The organism is Ancrocorticia populi (assembly GCF_003123745.1).
Classification (GTDB): domain Bacteria; phylum Actinomycetota; class Actinomycetes; order Actinomycetales; family Actinomycetaceae; genus Ancrocorticia; species Ancrocorticia populi.
Window position 1 is genome coordinate 21273 of record NZ_QETB01000001.1, and the last position, 17937, is coordinate 39209.

The 17937-nt window shown below is 56.8% G+C and carries 16 protein-coding genes; 7 read left to right on the top strand and 9 right to left on the bottom strand.

Going from position 1 to position 17937, the window contains the following annotated elements; all coding sequences use genetic code 11:
* The first annotated feature begins 127 nt into the window (after positions 1-127).
* Together DD236_RS00105 and DD236_RS00110 are read left to right on the top strand one after the other, a co-directional pair.
* Positions 128-1477, top strand: coding sequence for an aminotransferase-like domain-containing protein (locus DD236_RS00105; RefSeq protein ID WP_109092369.1), 1350 nt, complete (start codon positions 128-130; stop codon positions 1475-1477).
* Positions 1478-1491: 14 nt separating this feature from the next.
* A complete protein-coding gene (locus tag DD236_RS00110) occupies positions 1492-2448 on the top strand; it encodes a D-alanine--D-alanine ligase family protein (RefSeq protein WP_109092370.1) in 957 nt (318 codons plus the stop codon).
* Between the two features lie 9 nt (positions 2449-2457).
* Here the strand turns inward: DD236_RS00110 and DD236_RS00115 are convergent, their stop codons facing one another.
* The 8 genes from DD236_RS00115 to rpmH form a co-directional block, all read right to left on the bottom strand.
* Entirely contained in the window at positions 2458-3687 is a 1230-nt protein-coding gene (locus DD236_RS00115) for a ParB/RepB/Spo0J family partition protein (RefSeq protein ID WP_109092371.1), read from the bottom strand.
* Between the two features lie 11 nt (positions 3688-3698).
* Positions 3699-4652: a ParA family protein gene (locus DD236_RS00120; protein ID WP_109092372.1), complete on the bottom strand. Its 954-nt coding sequence runs from the start codon at positions 4650-4652 to the stop codon at positions 3699-3701.
* A gap of 1556 nt (positions 4653-6208) precedes the next feature.
* Positions 6209-6835, bottom strand: a complete 627-nt coding sequence (gene rsmG, locus DD236_RS00125; RefSeq protein WP_109092373.1) for a 16S rRNA (guanine(527)-N(7))-methyltransferase RsmG — start codon at positions 6833-6835, stop codon at positions 6209-6211.
* A gap of 32 nt (positions 6836-6867) precedes the next feature.
* Positions 6868-7401, bottom strand: a complete 534-nt coding sequence (locus DD236_RS00130; RefSeq protein WP_109092374.1) for a Jag family protein — start codon at positions 7399-7401, stop codon at positions 6868-6870.
* A gap of 48 nt (positions 7402-7449) precedes the next feature.
* A complete protein-coding gene (yidC, locus tag DD236_RS00135; protein WP_109092375.1) occupies positions 7450-8622 on the bottom strand; it encodes a membrane protein insertase YidC in 1173 nt (390 codons plus the stop codon).
* A gap of 116 nt (positions 8623-8738) precedes the next feature.
* A complete protein-coding gene (gene yidD / locus DD236_RS00140; RefSeq protein WP_109092376.1) occupies positions 8739-9041 on the bottom strand; it encodes a membrane protein insertion efficiency factor YidD in 303 nt (100 codons plus the stop codon).
* A complete protein-coding gene (locus tag DD236_RS00145; RefSeq protein WP_109092377.1) occupies positions 9041-9409 on the bottom strand; it encodes a ribonuclease P protein component in 369 nt (122 codons plus the stop codon). Before DD236_RS00145 ends, yidD begins: the two co-directional genes overlap by 1 nt.
* 3 nt (positions 9410-9412) lie before the next feature.
* Positions 9413-9550 (bottom strand): 50S ribosomal protein L34, encoded by a 138-nt coding sequence (gene rpmH, locus DD236_RS00150; RefSeq protein WP_109092378.1) that lies wholly within the window; start codon positions 9548-9550, stop codon positions 9413-9415.
* A 453-nt stretch (positions 9551-10003) separates the two neighbouring features.
* Between rpmH and dnaA the strand changes: the two genes are divergently transcribed.
* The 4 genes from dnaA to DD236_RS00170 all read left to right on the top strand — a co-directional run bounded on the left by dnaA (position 10004) and on the right by DD236_RS00170 (position 15096).
* Positions 10004-11542 (top strand): chromosomal replication initiator protein DnaA, encoded by a 1539-nt coding sequence (dnaA, locus tag DD236_RS00155; protein ID WP_109092379.1) that lies wholly within the window; start codon positions 10004-10006, stop codon positions 11540-11542.
* Positions 11543-12108: 566 nt separating this feature from the next.
* Positions 12109-13242: a DNA polymerase III subunit beta gene (gene dnaN / locus DD236_RS00160; RefSeq protein WP_109092380.1), complete on the top strand. Its 1134-nt coding sequence runs from the start codon at positions 12109-12111 to the stop codon at positions 13240-13242.
* Positions 13243-13256: 14 nt separating this feature from the next.
* Positions 13257-14495, top strand: a complete 1239-nt coding sequence (gene recF / locus DD236_RS00165) for a DNA replication/repair protein RecF (protein ID WP_109092381.1) — start codon at positions 13257-13259, stop codon at positions 14493-14495.
* Complete coding sequence (locus DD236_RS00170) at positions 14488-15096, top strand: DciA family protein (RefSeq protein WP_109092382.1); 609 nt, start codon at positions 14488-14490, stop codon at positions 15094-15096. Before recF ends, DD236_RS00170 begins: the two co-directional genes overlap by 8 nt.
* A 10-nt stretch (positions 15097-15106) precedes the next feature.
* On the opposite strand, the gene DD236_RS00175 is transcribed toward DD236_RS00170, so the two are convergent.
* Positions 15107-15616 (bottom strand): YbaK/EbsC family protein, encoded by a 510-nt coding sequence (locus DD236_RS00175; protein ID WP_109092383.1) that lies wholly within the window; start codon positions 15614-15616, stop codon positions 15107-15109.
* A gap of 245 nt (positions 15617-15861) precedes the next feature.
* Here DD236_RS00175 and gyrB point away from each other — a divergent pair, with 245 nt between their 5' ends.
* Positions 15862-17898, top strand: a complete 2037-nt coding sequence (gene gyrB / locus DD236_RS00180; RefSeq protein WP_109093227.1) for a DNA topoisomerase (ATP-hydrolyzing) subunit B — start codon at positions 15862-15864, stop codon at positions 17896-17898.
* Positions 17899-17937 lie beyond the last annotated feature (39 nt).

The following is a 17937-nucleotide window of genomic DNA, read 5'->3' on the forward strand; positions in this document are numbered from 1 at the left end:
TGTCCATACCGCGCATTATTACCTTCATAAGTGGCAGACTTAGACACGATTCGCATTGCCTACAGGATTGGTAGCGCCAAAGTCTAGGTAGATCCTAGGGAATCAGTCATTCGAGAAGGAGTGCGTCATGAGCACCAAGGAGAACAGGAGCACCGGTAACGTGGAAGAGACGAACACTGCGGCCGCCGCCGGTACTCGGCTGGACCCTTGGTTCAACACCTATGCCGATCGCGCTCTGGGAATGAAGCAATCCGAAGTCCGCTCGCTTTTCTCCGTGGCAAACCGCCCAGAGGTTGTTTCTCTGGCTGGTGGAATGCCGAACATCGCGGGTTTGCCTCTGGATTTCCTCGCGGATATGACGGCCCGGTTGATTCGGGACCGCGGCACCAAGATTCTTCAGTATGGCGGAGGCCAGGGCGAAGAAGAGCTTCGCGAGATGATCACTGAGGTGATGCGTCCCGACGGAATTCGAGCGCATCCTGATGACATCACTGTTACGACGGGGTCACAGCAGGCGCTCGATATTATCTCCGAGATTTTCATCAATCCCGGTGAGGTCGTGTTGGCCGAGGCTCCCTCCTATGTTGGAGCCCTTGGTACTTTCCGCGCCTATCAGGCTTCAGTTGTGCATGTGCCGATGGACGAATTCGGGTTGATCCCCGAGCGGCTGGAAGAGACAATCCTGCAGCTTCAACGAGCCGGACGGCCCATCAAGTTTCTCTACACTATTCCCAATTTCCATAATCCTGCTGGCGTGTGCCTCTCCCTCGAGCGGCGTCCTCAAATCGTTGACATCTGCCGGCGCCATCACGTACTTATCGTGGAGGACAATCCTTACGGACTCCTCGGTTTCGATGGGGATCCATTGCCGGCACTGCAGAGCCTGAATCCTGACGGCGTTGTGTATCTTGGTAGCTTCTCCAAGACATTTGCGCCGGGTTACCGAGTCGGGTGGGCGCTGGCTCCCTCGGCCGTAACCCAACGAGTGTTGCTGGCAAACGAGAACGCGCTTCTATGCCCCACCACCTTTGGCCAGCTTTCCATAGCTGAATACCTCAAGACCTACGATTGGTATCAGCAGGTGAAGGAATACCGGCAGGTTTACCATGAGCGGGGCGCCGCCATGCAGCGCGCCCTCAAGACGCACCTGCCGATGTGTGAGTGGAATCAGCCCGATGGTGGCTTCTACACGTGGGTGAAGCTACCCGATGGGCTCGATGCGCAGTCCATGCTTCCCCGGGCTGTTACCCAACTCGTGGCGTACGTTTCTGGAACTGCCTTCTACGCTGATGGAAACGGCCACGATCACATGCGGCTGTCCTTCTGCTATCCCACTCCGGAGGCCATCGAAGAGGGCGTGCGGCGCCTGTCCGTTGTGGTCCAAAACGAACTCGAAGTGGTTGAGATGTTTGGCGTCAAGGGATCCCAGACGAAGCCACCTCGGAATATCGAAATGCCAGAACCTGATCTCAAGTAAGCCGAGGAGTACCAATGACGCGTCCCATCACTGTAGCTATTTTGGCCGGCGGACTCACCCACGAACGTGAAGTCTCGCTTCACTCGGGGAGGCGGATGGCCACCCTTCTTCGCGAAGCGGGCATGCAAGTCAAACTCCTCGATGTGGACGCGTCACTCTTGCTCCACCTCAAAGCCATGTCACCAGATGTCATTTGGCCTCTTATTCACGGGGCTACTGGCGAAGATGGATCGCTTCAGGATCTTCTTACCCTCACGGGAATCCCTTATGTCGGTTCGGCACCCAACGCGTGCCGTCTGGCTTCCGATAAGGGAATTGCTTCGGAGATGGTTAGCCGTATCGGTATTACCGTGCCTCACGCAATGTCGATTCCCTCGGCGCTGTTCAGAGAGATCGGTGTGGCACCGGTTCTGGAGCTCATCAGTTCGAGCTTCACGTTCCCACTTGTAGTCAAGCCTGCTACCGGCGGCTCAGCGCTGGGCCTCACCATAGTTGAATCCGCCGCTGATCTTCCGCGTGCCATGGTTGATTGCTATGCCTACGGTGAGCAAGCCCGGATAGAAGCGTTTATTGAAGGACGTGAGCTCGCGGTTTCCGTCATCGATATTGAAGGTGAACCAACTGCACTACCGCCAGTTGAGATCGTCACGGACGGGCCCTACGATTACGACGCACGCTATAACGCGGGACGAACCGAGTACTTTGTTCCGGCCCGTCTCAGCGACGATGAGTTGGCTGCTGTGCGCGAAGCGGCGCTCCGTGTTCATCAGGGGCTCGGCCTTAGTTACATCTCTCGTTCTGATTTCATTATCGATAAGGACGGCAAGCCCGTCTTTATCGATGTAAATGTCGCGCCAGGAACCACAGAGACCTCGCTTCTGCCCCAAGCCGTTGGGGCAGAAGCCTCGGTGCGAGGAGTGAGCCCCGATCAGTTGTACGTAGACCTACTGACCGAGGCTGCCGCCAAGTAGCGCAGGCAGCTACTCGTTCTCCTCTGCTGATTCGATATCAACCGCGTTAATCTCTGGGGACATAACGCCAAGAATGCGGTTTAGGTCCTCGATAGAAGCAAAGTCAATCTTGATACTGCCCTTGCGCAACCCCATGTTGACTTTCACCTTCGTTTCAAAGCGGTCAGCCAACTTCCCTGACAGCTCCCCTAGTTCCGGCGTGTAGCGCTGGGGCCGCCGCCGCTGAGGTACCGGCTGCTCCGGGTCTTCACCCATCGCTACGATCTCTTCAACTTGGCGGACCGATAGTCCCTCCGCAACGATCCTTTGCGCCAAGCGTTCCATCGCCGCGGGATCTGACAGGCCGAGCAGAGCCCGCGCGTGGCCAGCGGACAGAATATGGGCCGCCACCCTCCGTTGCACGAGAGGAGGGAGCTTCATGAGACGCAGCGTATTGGTGATCTGGGGCCGCGACCGTGCGAGACGTTTCGCCAGTTCGTCCTGTGTACAATTGAAGTCTTCGAGGAGCTGTTGATAGGCAGCGGCCTCCTCTAGCGGATTCAATTCCGCTCGGTGAAGGTTTTCCAGAAGCGCGTCACGTAGAAGGTCCTCGTCAGACGTTCGGCGCACAATCGCCGGTATTCTCTCCTCGCCGGCTCGCTGGGAGGCACGCCAACGCCGCTCGCCCATAATGAGTTCGTAGGCAACGCCAGGCTGATCCGGGATCGGTTCAGTTAGTGGCCGAACAATGACGGGCTGGAGGACTCCAACCTGTTTGATCGAGGCAGCCAACTCTTCCAGTTCGTCTTCATCAAACACCGACCTAGGCTGGCGCTGATTGGGGACGATGCTATCCAGTTCCAGCTCTGCATACGTGGTTCCGGGAACCGCCACGAGACCTTCCGCATTGGAATCGCCAGTGGGCTCCTCCGAAACCGCCTCCGCAGCACTCTTCTTAGCGGCGGCCTTACTCTTCTTAGCAGCAGCCTTGCTGGACTCAGTCTTGTTGCCCGTGTCCTTGCTAGCTGTCTCCTTGCTAGCTGTGTCCTTGCTAGCTACCGGCTTACTCGCCGAAGCTTCGCTAGCATCAACCTTGCCCGCAGAGGTCGCACTCTTCGCGGGTACCGGAGTTGACTCCGCCGGGGAGCTAGCGGACTCCCCACCAAAGAACACGTCTATCGGACGGTCCTTTGCCTGCCGCTCGCTGTCTGGGATAAGTGCGCCAATACCGCGCCCCAAGCCACGCCTACGTTCAGCCATGTCACAACTCCTTAATTCGCACGCTCTGCGAGTTCATGTGCCGCTGCGCGGTAGGCGATTGCGCCGCTCGATCGTGGCTCATATGTGATTACTGTTTCGCCAAAGGAAGGCGATTCGGCCAACCGTACCGATCGCGGGATCTCCGTACGAAGTGTCTGCTCCGGAAAGTATTCACGAACATTCTGCGCCACTTCTGCGCTCAGGTTGGTATTCTTCGAAACCATGGTAAGGAGGATCGTGGAGATCTCGAGTGTGGGATTATCCGAGTTTTTCGCGGCCTCGATTGTTCGAAGCAGCTGACTGAGCCCTTCCAGCGCGTAGTACTCCGTCTGCACCGGGATGAGAACTTCATTCGCCGCAACAAGTGCGTTGATGGGCAAAAGAGACATGCTGGGCGGGCAATCGATAATTACATAATCGATCGTATTGCCGTGTTCATGCAAGTCCTTCAAGCATTCTTGCAGGCTGTCACGCAGGCGTTGGCGACGATCGGCTTCGTCAGCTAGTTCTACGTCCACTAGCGACAGGCTAATGTTCGACGGTGCCACATAGAGGTTCGGCAGAGACTCCGTGGGACGCAAGATTGAAAGCAATGACCTATTACCAATCAAAACGTCATACAGTGACGGAGCCGAATCGCGATCCTCAACGCCGAGCGCAGTGGTTGCGTTGCCCTGAGGATCGTCATCGATCAAGAGTACGCGGAGGCCGCCCTTCGCCAAGCCGGCTGCCAGGTTGACGGCAGAGGTGGTCTTACCAACCCCACCCTTTTGGTTCGCTACCGCGATAATACGAGTCTGGGAGGGCTTCTTGAAGCTCTCTTGGCCTATCTCCGCGAGACGCTTGTGGTCTTCGGCCAGCGCGCTACCGAGCGGTGATTCTGGGCTGACGAACCGATCCCAGTCCGTCTGGGCGGCTCCATTCGCTCCAGCGGAAGGATTGACCAACTTACGTGGATCGCTCATAACACCCTTTCTTCGAGTCATGGACAGTCTACCGTTCGTCCCCGACACCTTTGACTCCAACCCACCACCCGAAAATGATGGGTAATTAACTCGCCGTTAATTTGCAGGGCCGTTTCACGTGGAACATTGACCTCTGTGCTTCCCAAATTCGAGCGCCGTAATTACACGAATGTATTTCATGTGCGGCCCTATAAGGCACCTACCCGGCGAATGTTTCACGTGAAACATTGCGTCTGGCTCATCTACTGGCTCCCCCGACGCGGCGCCACTGCGAGCAGACCGCAGAATGCACCCGATGCAGTCCGGTGCCCCCCGGGATCGATTCCGCCTCACACCGTCACGCTCTCCGCACATCCATCTAAATAGTCGAATCGTGAGACTAAGCGGCCAACGGTAGATTCGTAACGAGGGATCGCAGGCGAGCTATACGCACTGTCTAAGCATAGAACGGCGTCGGCTAACAACTAGTCAGCTGGCTGCCGCGCTGTCTTAGACGATGTTTCACGTGAAACATCGGCCCTGATGTCGGCCACGCGACCCCGGCGTGGGAGGTAAATGTCGAGAGCACCTGTGTTTTGAGCTATTCAAGGTGGCGCATCTTTGGATAGTCATCCTTGACACGGGCGTGCGTGATCGTTTCACGTGAAACTCCCTTCAGGAATCTCAAGCATGCTGTTTTGGGAACATCTAGTAAGAATTAGGGTTTAGTAAGACCTAACGTCGCCGAGCCCTAACGTGCTGTTTGCAAGCCTGAAAGAAATACAGGGCCGCTTCGTGGCACTCGGCACCCTGAGACTCTAGTGAGCATGATTTTTGGATTGCAATTTTCAGGCGTGGTCGATCGGAACCTCGATGAGCGTAGATCAAGGCTGATGACCCTCGTCATTTGGACATGTTTTACGTGAAACATAGATACAAAGCCTGTGCGGATCCAGTGCCGTTCTGCAGGGACACTTTCACAATCGGACAATCAACAACTTTCGGCATAGTCACTGTGTCTAGTACCCATGTTGTCGGAGCCTATCGGTTCGGACAACACCGCTGGGGAGGTTGAGTAATGCGCGTCGCTAGTACGGGTTCCGAAACCGGTTCCTTTCGCTAAGGAACTGGGAGCCTCAACTTTGGGGTTTGTGGCTTAACGCCTTCGGCGTATTGCCGAGCGGACATTCGGCGCCAGGAGACAACAACATGTATCGTGATCAATGAGCTCTCAAATTGCCCTGAGAGTGGACATGATTCTTTGAAGCGCAATGATGTGCGATGCTGAGGGACCGCCCTCAGGGTTTCACGTGAAACATCAGCGAACCGGCATTCGGGCCTAATCCAAACACATATACCAGCCAATGCTCTGAGGATGCAAAATAAGATCCGCTTCGTCCCACACCAACAAAGACATGTTTCACGTGAAACCAACATTCGTCCCAGCAACCGCAGGCCACATGACCCAACACGTTTCGCTAGCCCGCTATTACATCTTCATTCGAATCGCGGAACTCGTGATGCGCTTCAGGAAACAGAGTTACGATTCGCATCGAATCTTCGTTCGAGTAGAGTTTCTATGCCTTCTTTCGGACCTCGAGAACGTGAGTCCGCTCCTCGGAGCCGAATTGCTGGACAACATGGACATCCGCAAAGGCCGCACGATAACGCTTCAGCTCAGCTACCGCTTCGTCGATCTCCTCATCAACTGAAACGCCCTTCAGTGCGATTAGTGATCCACCAGCTCCTACAAGTGGCATCGTCCAACCAAGTAGCTTCTTCAGCCTAGCGACCGCGCGCGCCGTCACCACATCGGCACGAACGGTAGCTGGCAAGCTTTCCGAGCGAGCGTTGATAACCTCGGCGTTGCTTAGCCCGAGCTCGTCAATAGCGTCGCTCAACCAGATGCACCGGCGCTCCATCGAATCCACCAGCGTCACCGTGCATTCAGGCCGGCAAATCGCCACAACAAGCCCGGGGAATCCGGCGCCCGAGCCAACATCAATCACGGATCCCGCTTTCGGAATGTAATCCAGAACGGCAGCCGAGTTGAGAATATGACGCGTCCACAGCCGATCGAGCTCGCGCGGACCCACGAGGCCGCGCTTCTCGCCCTCGCGAACGATCATGTCCGCGAACGCCGCAAGGCCGTCCCACGCCTCTCCAAAGTGACCGGCACCGCCTGCAGGTGCGGATTCCACCATGCTCTATCCTCTAATCGAATAAGATCTCGCGGTTATTCAGCAGCTTCGGAATCGCCCTCAACCAGCTCTGCAGGTTTGATCACGACGTGACGATTGGGCCCAACGCCATCGGAATCAGACGAAAGACCGGCCTTGGCAACGATATCGTGAACTACCTTCCGCTCAAACGGATTCATGGGTTCCAGAGCTACTTCCGCGCCGGAATCCTGAACTTCAGATACGGCGTTCTGTGCAATCTCAGAGATGACCTTACGGCGGTTATCGCGGAACCCGTCAATGTCCAACATGAGACGGCTACGTTCGCCGGTTTCCGACTGAACAGCGAGCCTTGTCAGCTCCTGAAGGGCCTCAAGCACCTCGCCATCGCGGCCTACTAACCGCTTGAGCCGAGAATCAGGTTCGCCCTCAGTCACTACAGCCAGAGAGGCTCGATCGGCCTCCACTGTGATCTCAATATCGCCATCGAGATCAGCGATATCCAGCAACTCCTCGAGGTAGTCCGCTGCAACATCGCCCTCTTCATCAAGGCGCTTCATCAGCTCACTCTTATCGGTTGTCTCACTCATAAGAACTTCCACTTTCTTGAAAAGAATGCCGTTGGCCGCAGCCGAAGGCTAGAAATTGCGCTTCTTGTTGTTCTGCTGCGCCTTCTTCTTGCGCTGCTCCTGCTTCGCCTTGGATCGGGCACGCTCTGCTTGGCGCCGTTCGTAACGCTTACGTGCGCGCTCCGCATCGGTGAGTCCATCCTTGCCGCGAACCTCTGACGGATCAATGTCTTCTTCTTCAACCTCGGCGGGAGATTCAACCACGTTCTTTTCCAAGCCGGCCTTCTTCGCCCGCTCCTTGCTCATTGGCTGCTGCCGCTGCCCGCCCGCTGCGGCCGCTTCCTCTTGCGCGAGGGTTTCGGCCTCTTCTTCGCTCATCCCCTTGCGCAAACGCTTCTTGCGAAGGCGTTCCTGACGCTCGCGGTAAGCCTGAGAGCCTGGGGTTGGATTATTACGAATGAACCACGTCTGCTGCCCGATATTCCAGATGTTTCCAGCGGCCCAGTAAACAAGCACGCCCACCTGGAACGCGGCACCCGAGAAGAGGTAGATGAACGGCATGCCGTACAGCATGTACTTCTGAGTCTTAAACGCCGGATTCGAGGGATCCATCGCCGAATCAGGCATGTTCTTCATCGTCAACTGCTTTTGCGTGTAGAACATTGAGACAACCATGAAGGCAACAAGTACGCCCGCCACGATCCGCACGTTTATCGGCAAGCTAGCCTCTGAAGCAGTTCCGAAGGAAGCCGATAGCGGAGCTCCAAAGACTGTTGAGTTCTCAAAGGCCTCCGCGGTTGTCACATCGATCGGGCCCAGCGGTCCGCGTTCACCTTCGGCAATCCTTGGGAAAGCGTAGAGCACCCGGAAGAGGGAGAACAGAATAGGCATCTGGACAAGCATCGGCAAACATGAAGCAAACGGCGATGTGCCGTGCTTCTTGTAGAGCGCCGACATCTCTTCCTGCTGCCGCTGCTGAGAAACAGTATCCTTCTTACCCTTGTACTTCTTCTGAATCTTCTGAATCTCTGGCTGAAGTATCTGTGTTTGGCGAGTTGCATTGATCTGCTTGTTGTACAGGGGCAAAATGAGCAACCGAACAACGATCGTGAGGCCAACCACCGAAAGAACCCAAGCTGGTCCGGAGCCTTCGGCCAACCCAAAAAGGTTAGTGAGGCCCCAGTGGATGCCGTACATGACCCACGAAACGAGCCACATAATCGGGGCGAGGATAGTATCCATGACGGGTCTTCTTCTCTTTCACTTACAGCAGGCCGGATGCCTGCGAGCTTCGGGTGTTTACTTGCCGCACGGATCTCATCAATCTGGCAAGTTTTTCAGTATATAGGTATCGGATTCTACGTATTTGGTACGCGATCCTCGTCTTGGTATAAGGCCATAAGGCCATCGTAATCGAGCGGTCGGGATGGCCATGCACCTCGGGCAGGAACCCGATCAACACCGCCCTTACTCCAGGGATTACACCGAACAAGGCGCCACGCACTCAACAGTGTACCTTTCAGGGCGCCGTGAACCTCAAGGGCCTGAAGTGCATACTGAGAGCACGTGGGACTGTATCGGCACCGCCGTGGGAGCCCCGGTGAGATCTCCTTTTGATACCACCGAATGGGCCAAGCAAGAATACGCTTGAGAAAGATCATCAACGATCATCCTCAAGGCACTTCTTGGAAGCCTTACTTAGAGCAACATCTAAATCTTCGCCCAGCTCAACAGAGGTTGAGCCCTTTGCGCTTGGGAATGCCCGAACCGCCACCAGATCTCCAGCATCAAACTGATCGAGCCGATCCCGCATCAAGTGCCGTAGTTGCCGATAAAGCCGATGGCGAACCACCGAATTACCAACGCTTTTGGGCACGATGAAGCCGACCTTCACAGGGTGAAGGTCGGCTAAAGACTCGGCTGGCGCTTTCGCGACGGATACCAAGACCCTCTTGGCCCTTCCGCGCGCCCCGCGAGATGCAATGGCGAAATCCGCCGATCGCCTCATGCGGTGGTCGGCAGGAAGCAAGGCTCAGGCCGAGAGTGAGTGGCGTCCCTTGCGGCGGCGGTTCGCCAGTACTGCGCGCCCCGCGCGGGTGCCCATACGCTTGCGGAAACCGTGCACCTTGGCGCGACGGCGATTGTTCGGCTGGAAAGTCCGCTTGACCACGGTTGTACTCCCACGTTGATCGGGCGAGCAATGCTCGCGTTACTTAAATTGTGTACGCGTTAGCGCACACTCGACTACGCGACTTTACGCGAATTGTGCCCGATCGGTCAATGAATGAGCCGCTTCTGGTGATACGTCTCTCAGGTTAGTAAGGCTATTAAAACTGCCGTCGAAATCACCTTAGAAACGTGCCCACGAGAAATCCACAGGCATGGGCTGTCAGCCACCACCACAGATATGCCCGAATCTATCCGGATTACCCAAAAACACAGCGAAGTAATGACAAGGATGTAATTTCCACAGTTGTGGACAAGCATGTGGATAAAACTTTGTGCAGAACCATATGGAGTCGCCTAAGATGGCGATACTGCACGCTATGCTTGCGCGCAACAGCATTCGTTTTCCGGCCATTGATGTACCACCACACCATCGGTGACCGTTCGAGGAGTAGGTATGAGTGACGGCAACCCGGCCAAGGCAACATGGCAGGCAGCTACCGAGCTTCTCCGCGACGAAGGGGATCTCTCAGACTCGCAAACCGCGTTTGTGCGAATGGCACATCCGCTGGCTGCCGTTGATGATGTTTTCATGATTGCCGTGGGCTCCGAGTTCGTGAAGTCTTGGATCGAGGACCATGTGGCTGATCGAATGACGGACAAAGTTTCAGCGATCATCGGCCACAGCATTCGGCTGATGATCTCAGTTGATCCGTCCATCAACGATATGCCCAATGCTCTTCAGCCGGAATCTGAACAGCAGCTGCGGCGCGTAGAGCAACCGGCCTTTGAGCGTTATGCCGATAGCGCGCAGTCCTATGCCGAATCCCGTCCAGAAGTCGCGCCAACGCCCAACGAGGGCTCTTACCAAGATCCACGTGAAGTTCGTTACCGGGATTCCCACTATCAGAGCGATCAGCCATATCGTCCCCAGCAGGATCGGTCAGTTCTGACGCAAGCCGGCTTAAACCCCGAGTACACCTTTGACAACTTCGTGATTGGCGATTCCAACCGGTTCGCCACAGCTACCTCGCTTGCCGTGGCCGAGTCTCCCGGTACCACGTACAACCCACTCTTCCTCTATTCGGATTCAGGGATGGGCAAAACCCATCTCATGCACGCGATTGGCAACTACGCCCTGAATCTCTACTCGCGCAGCAAAATCCGGTACGTCAGCTCCGAGGAGTTCGTTAACCTGTTCATCAATTCGCTGGAAAGCGGCAAGATGAAAGAGTTCAAGGATCAGTTTCGCTCAGTGGACATCCTGCTGATTGATGACATTCAGTTTATTGGCGGCAAAGAGGACACCATGGTGGAGTTCTTTCACACCTTTAACGCCTTAACGAATGCCAATAAGCAGATTGTTATTACCTCGGATGTTGCGCCGAACCTCCTCAACGGCTTCGAGGAACGCATGCTCTCCCGATTCAACTCCGGTGTTACGGCGAGTATTGACCGGCCCAATTTGGAAACGCGTATCGCAATCCTCAAGAAGAAGGCGAATGCGGATGGCATCGAAGTGCCTCGGGAAGTCCACGAGTTCATCGCCTCGAACATCACCACGAATATTCGTGAAATGGAAGGCGCCCTGCGCCGTGTCACCGCCCTGGCCGACCTCACGAACCAGCCAGTCAGCCTGTCCCAATCGCAAGCGGTACTCAAGGACCTCATCTCAAACCCAGACACAATCGAGATCACTGCCAGCCTCATCATGGGCCAAACCTCGAACTACTTCCAGCTCACGATCGACGATCTGACATCTACGGACCGTTCCCGAAGCATCGTGGTTGCACGGCACATCGCTATGTACCTGTGCCGTGAGATGACCGAGCTATCGCTACCGAAGATCGGGGAGATCTTTGGTGGCCGCGACCATTCAACGGTTTTGACCGCCTACCGCAAGATCGATAAGCAGATGGCGCAGAAGCAGACCACCTACAATCAGGTCTCCGAGCTGACCAGCCGCATTAAGCAGGCTGCACAGCACCCCGAGTAAGCTGAAATCTCAATTCTTCTTCCACGGCTCAACTTGCGCATGAGCGCGCCCAAAATGGTCTATCCACAAGCTCTGTGTATATCTTGTGATTCTAAGACTCAAAACTGCGGACAGATCATCTCGAGTGGTGGACACTTTGCCTCACTCCTTGTTTCATCCACAATCGGCGTTGTTTATCCACAGATACCCGCACGAGTTATCCCCACTACAATAGAGAATCTTTCCCAACGATCTCGCGCATTCGAACAACTCTCCACAAGCTCCACATGCCCTATAACTACTACTAAACTAAGAACTGGATTTGAAACATCTCATCGCGGACTGGCTCAAGAACTTCCTCCAGCTGTCTCGGACTGGAACGACCGCCCGCGCCACCCACAAAGAGAATTACAAAAACTGTTCTAGGTGCTCATCGCATATAAAAAGACGCGCATAACTGCCACGGATCAACATTCTCGTAATTACAAGTTTGTTCCCCGCGCACCCTGAGCAGTGATTCGGGGAACCAACGCGGAAATCTCGCGTAAAGTTATCTCAGTATTGTTTCGTCAGAAAGAAGATTTACTGTGAAGCTTCGCGTTGAACATGACGTTTTTGCAGACGCTGTGTCCTGGGTTGCCCGGACCATTCCAACACGGCCCTCACTGCCGGTTCTAGCGGGGATCCGCATCGAAGTGGATGCGGATGGCACCGTGGCGCTGGGTTCTTACGATCCAGATATTTCCTCTCATGCGGTGATCGAGGCCGTTGTGGATGAGCCAGGCACAATCTTGGTGCACGGCCGCCTTCTCTCAGATTTCGCGAAGGCCTTGCCGAATAAGCCGATCGATCTAGAAGTTGTGGGATCGAAGCTGGAGATCGTGTGCGGATCTTCGCATATCTCCATGCAATCAATGCCTCTGGAGGATTACCCGGAGATCCCCGCGCTTCCTGAAATTACAGGAACCGTGGATGGCGCCGCGTGGCAGGAGGCGGTAACTCAGGTAGTTTCGGCCGCTTCCAACGATGACACTCTCCCGCTCCTCGTGTCCGCGTGCATCGAAATCAACGGATCCAACGTGTCACTTATGGCCACCGATCGCTACCGTCTGGCCATTCGCGACCTCACGTGGGAGCCGGCAGACGAGGATTACTCGGCGCGTATCTTGGTCCGGGCAGCGCGGCTTGCCGATATCGCGAAGTCGCTCGGTTCGGTGGGCAAGGTAAACGTGTCCATTGATACGTCAGGTCGCGCAGGCATGGTGGGATTTGAGGCCGCCGGACGGCGTAGCGTTGCCCGGCTGATCGAAGGAGAGTACCCGCCCGTGCGCAGCCTCTTCCCCTCGGAAACTAACGGGCACGCAACGATCCGGCGAACAGAGTTGCTCGATGCAATCAAGCGCGCCCGGCTCGTGGTAGAGAAGAATTCCGCGGTACGGCTGTCCTTCACTGAGGGTCAGGTTGTGCTCGAGGCGGGCCAAGGGGATAACGCCCAGACCAGTGAGGCCCTCCCGGCCACGCTGATCGGCGAGGATATCGCCATGGCATTCAATCCGTCTTACCTCCAAGAGGGGCTCACGGCGGTGGGCGATGAGTTCGTCCGTTTGTCCTTCACCCACCCGAGCAAGCCGGCCGTTCTGACAGCACAGCCGGAAGAAGGCGGAGAGGATTCTGAGGACTTCCGCCTGCTGCTCATGCCGATTCGCGTGTACGGAGGGTAGGCGGCAGAGGATCGTTGTATCTCACAGATCTAGCCCTTTCTGATTTCCGGTCCTATCGGCAGGTTGTTCTACACCTGAGTCCCGGCGTCACCACTTTTGTGGGGGAGAACGGCCAGGGAAAAACCAACATTGTCGAGGCAATCGGTTATCTGGCCACGCTGTCCTCGCACCGCGTGGCCTCGGACAACGCGCTCGTTCGGCAGGGAGCCCAGGCGGGCGTAATTCAGGCCAAGGTGGTGCACGGTGAACAGCCCACCACCGTGGAGGTTGAGATCTTTGCTGGCCGCGCCAACCGGGCGCGGATCAACCGTGGTGGTGTGCGGCCGGTGGAGCTGATCGGGCACGTTCGTACCGTCACATTCGCACCCGAGGACTTGGAGCTTGTACGCGGGGATCCGGCCGAACGGCGCAGGTTCCTCGACGATCTGATGATTCAGATGAAGCCGCGAATGGCCGGCGTGAAGGCGGAATACGAGAAGGTGGCGCGCCAGCGGGCTGCGCTGCTGAAATCGCTGGGCGCCCAACGGCGGCGCGGCGGGAGTATTGATTCTGGGGCGCTCGATGTGTGGGATGTACAGCTCGCAAAGCTTGGTGCGCAGATCACGGTGGCGCGCGCGCAGATCGTGGCAGGCCTTCGCCCGCACGTGACTGAGTACTACCAGATAGTCTCCGGCCAGTCCGGAATGGCTGGAAACGCGCGTATCGATTACACCGATAGCGCTACGAAAGGCGCGTTTACGTTGCCCGGACTCGAGGAACTTGGTGATGCAGATCGTGGGGAGGACGCCGCCCGGTTGGTCACGAATCACGAGGATGATCTGACAGACGCCGATTTGACTGAAGTACAGCTCCTTTCGGCGTTGGCTGAGCGGCGGGACCAGGAGATTGCGCGCGGGATCAACCTCGTGGGCCCGCACCGTGACGAGCTTCGGCTTGGGCTCGGCACACTTCCGGCGAAGGGCTACGCCTCCCACGGCGAGTCCTGGAGTTACGCTTTGGCTTTGCGGCTGGGTGCGTGGAAGCTTCTGCGCGAGGATTCTTCAGGGGAATGGGCCGACGACGGCGAGCCAATCCTCATCCTCGACGATGTATTCGCGGAACTGGATGCCAGCCGACGCAAGCGGTTGGCGGAAACCGTACTGGAGGCTGGTCAGGTTTTCGTGACGGCCGCGGTGGGCGATGATCTGCCCGAGGAACTGAGCGGGGATCGTTTCCTCGTGCACGATGGGATCGTGGAGCCAATCGATGGCTAGCAAGGTTCAGGATGCCAAGCGCAAGGCAGCCGAGAAGAATGGAGATATTCTGGCTCTTTCGGCGCTTGATCGAGTGCGGCAGGCGGCCTTTGCCCACGGTGAGGTGCGAACCCGCCGGCCAAGCGCGGTGGCCAGCGCCCGCGAGCAACAGCAGCGCGAAGGCGAAAGCGAACCGCTAGGAGCCGAGGTGTTTTCTCCGGGACCCGGCTGGGGAGATGTTGGATCCGGAGCTAAACCGTCGCGCCGCGATCCTCAGCCGATCTCCGCACTATTGGAACGGACGGTGCGAAACAAGGGCTGGGGCCAGCGCCTAGAGGTGGCCGGCGTGGCAGCGCGTTGGGATGAGATCGTGGGGACGAACGTGGCCCGGCACTGCACGGTGGAGTCTTTCAGTGATGATGGGGTGCTGACCCTGCGGGCATCCTCCACCTCATGGGAAACTCAGATTAAGGCTGTGCTTGCCACTTTGGATCAGCGCATCGCCCAAGAGGTTGGCGAGGGCGTGGTCAAAGAGATCAACGTGGTTGGGCCCTACCGTCCCTCGTGGAAGCACGGGAAGTTTTCCGTGCCTGGCCGCGGACCGCGCGATACCTACGGCTAGCTCACCGCGGCTAGATCTGGACAGATGCGAAATCTGGCTGGATAGCGGTGGCCACTTCGCGCAGATCAGCAACCTTGAACACCACGGTAGAGGTGTTGGAGCCAGCGTGAAAACCCGTGGTACCCGTCAGATCAAAAACACCGGAATCGATAGCGAGCTTCACGTGAGCTGGGGCCCCCAACATGTCAAACAGAGAGACGGCGCCCGAGCGCGTTCCGAAGGCTCCTTCAACGGTCTCCGGTTTGGCGAAACTCAGGCGCTTCGATCCCAGTTCAGAAGCAACCAGCTTGAGGTCCACGCGCTGATCCCCGCGGGCGATCAGTAGATAGAGGTTGCCTTTCTTCTCCTGAAGCAGAAGATTCTTGAGAACGTGGTGATCTTCAGAACCGATTTGAGCCATGACGCCCTTGGTTATGGATTCCTCCACCGTCATGACGGCTTCGTGTTGGACTACGCGATACTCGATCCCCAACGAGGTGAGGAGGTCTTGGGCGGCGGCTTGGGTTGAATCGGCGTTCATGCGCTCAGTCTAGCTATCATGCAACGTGGCTGACGTCTCATGTTTACGTGCCATTTCGGAGTGTTAGGGCAACCATATAACTCGGAAAATCACGTAATTTACGCTAGAATTGAGCGTGCCCTATTTTGTGTGGGGTCCTACCAGATCGGGGTGGAAAGAGCCTCAAGGCTTAAGAATGAGCCCCGTGACGCAATGCGAAGGAGTAGCCAAGAGTGGCTGATGATGTCTCACAGGAATCCAGCAGTATTCTACCGGAAGTCTCCCATCACGTTGGACAAGTAGGCCCCGATCAATCCTACGATGCCTCGAACATTACTGTTCTTGAGGGGTTGGAAGCCGTACGCAAGCGGCCAGGCATGTACATCGGATCTACCGGGGAGCGCGGGCTCCATCACCTCGTATATGAGGTTGTGGACAATTCGGTGGATGAGGCGCTGGCCGGGTACTGCGATCACATCGAAATCACAATCCTCGCCGATGGTGGAGTGCGCGTCTCGGATAACGGCCGTGGCATCCCGGTGGACGATCATCCAACCGAGCATAGGCCGGCCGTTGAAGTAGTTATGACGGTGCTGCACGCTGGTGGAAAGTTCGGCCAAGGCGGTTACGCCGTGTCCGGCGGCCTGCACGGCGTGGGCGTATCCGTTGTGAACGCGCTGGCTTCCCGGATGGAGACCGAGGTTCGCCGCGATGGCTATGTTTGGCGAATTGCGTACGAGAACGGTATTCCTGTAGCTCCGCTCGAACGCGGAGAAACCACGGAGGAGACCGGAACAACGCAGACGTTCTGGGCCAACTCAGAGATCTTCGAAACCATCGATTACGATTTCGAGACGCTGCGCAAGCGCTTCCACCAAATGTCCTTCCTGAATAAGGACCTTCGCATTACCCTGACCGATGAGCGGCCAACGGCCACCGCGGCAGGCGATGAAGTGACCGGGGATGAATCCGAGGAGAACGCGGAAGAGAAGTTCCGGAGCGTCTCCTACATGTATTCCGGTGGCCTGCTCGATTACGTCAAGTACCTCAACACCACGAAGAAGACGGAGATCGTCAATCCGGACGTCATCTACTTCGAGGAAGAGGACACCAACACGCACATCGAGTGCGAGGTGGCGATGCAGTGGACCTCGGGCTACTCCGAGACGGTCAACACCTTCGCGAACACGATTAACACCACTGAGGGCGGCACCCACGAAGAGGGATTCCGCGCGGCCCTCACCTCCGTGATGAACCGCTACGCACGCGATCGCGGACTCCTCAAAGAAAAGGACCCCAACCTCTCGGGCGAGGATATTCGCGAAGGCCTCACCGCCATTATTTCCGTGAAGCTTGGTAACCCTCAGTTCGAGGGTCAGACCAAGACCAAGCTAGGTAACACCGAGGCGCGAACCTTCGTCCAGCAGCAGATGGGTATTCACCTGACCGATTGGCTGGATGCCCACCCCAACGAAGCCAAGGACATTATCCGGAAGGCAACTCAGGCGTTCCAGGCCCGCGCTGCCGCGCGAAAGGCCCGTGAGGCTACGCGCCGCAAGAGCGTGCTCGAATCTGCGGCGATGCCCGGCAAGCTGAAGGACTGTACCTCCCGCAAGCCGGAAGAGTGCGAAATCTTTATCGTGGAGGGTGATTCGGCCGGCGGTTCAGCCGTCAATGGCCGCGATCCCGAGCATCAGGCGATCATGCCGATTCGTGGCAAGATCCTGAATGTGGAGAAGGCGCGGTTGGACCGTGCGCTGGGATCGGACACAATCCAAAGCCTCATCACCGCGTTTGGCACGGGCATTGGTGATGATTTCGATATCTCCAAACTGCGGTACCACAAGATCGTGTTCATGGCGGATGCGGACGTGGACGGCTCGCACATCGCCACGCTGCTCCTGACCCTCGTATACCGCTACATGCGGCCATTGATCGAAAACGGCCACGTATACTTGGCGATGCCGCCGCTCTACCGCATTAAGTGGGCGAACGCCCCACATGATTACGTGTTCTCGGACCGGGAGCGCGATGACAAGCTGGCCGAAGGCAAGGCAAATGGACAGCGCCTCGTTAAGGACGAATCCCAGCGGATCCAACGTTACAAGGGTCTCGGTGAGATGAACGCCGAGGAGCTGTGGGAAACCACTATGGATCCTAGCTTCCGCACGCTCAAGCAAGTATCGATTGGTGAGGCCGCAGCAACCGACGAAACCTTCTCGGTTCTTATGGGCGAAGACGTAGAATCCCGCCGAACCTTTATCCAGCGCAACGCGCACGACGTCCGTTTCCTTGACATCTAAGGCTGATAATCCGTGAGTGATGAAGTGAATACCCCAAGT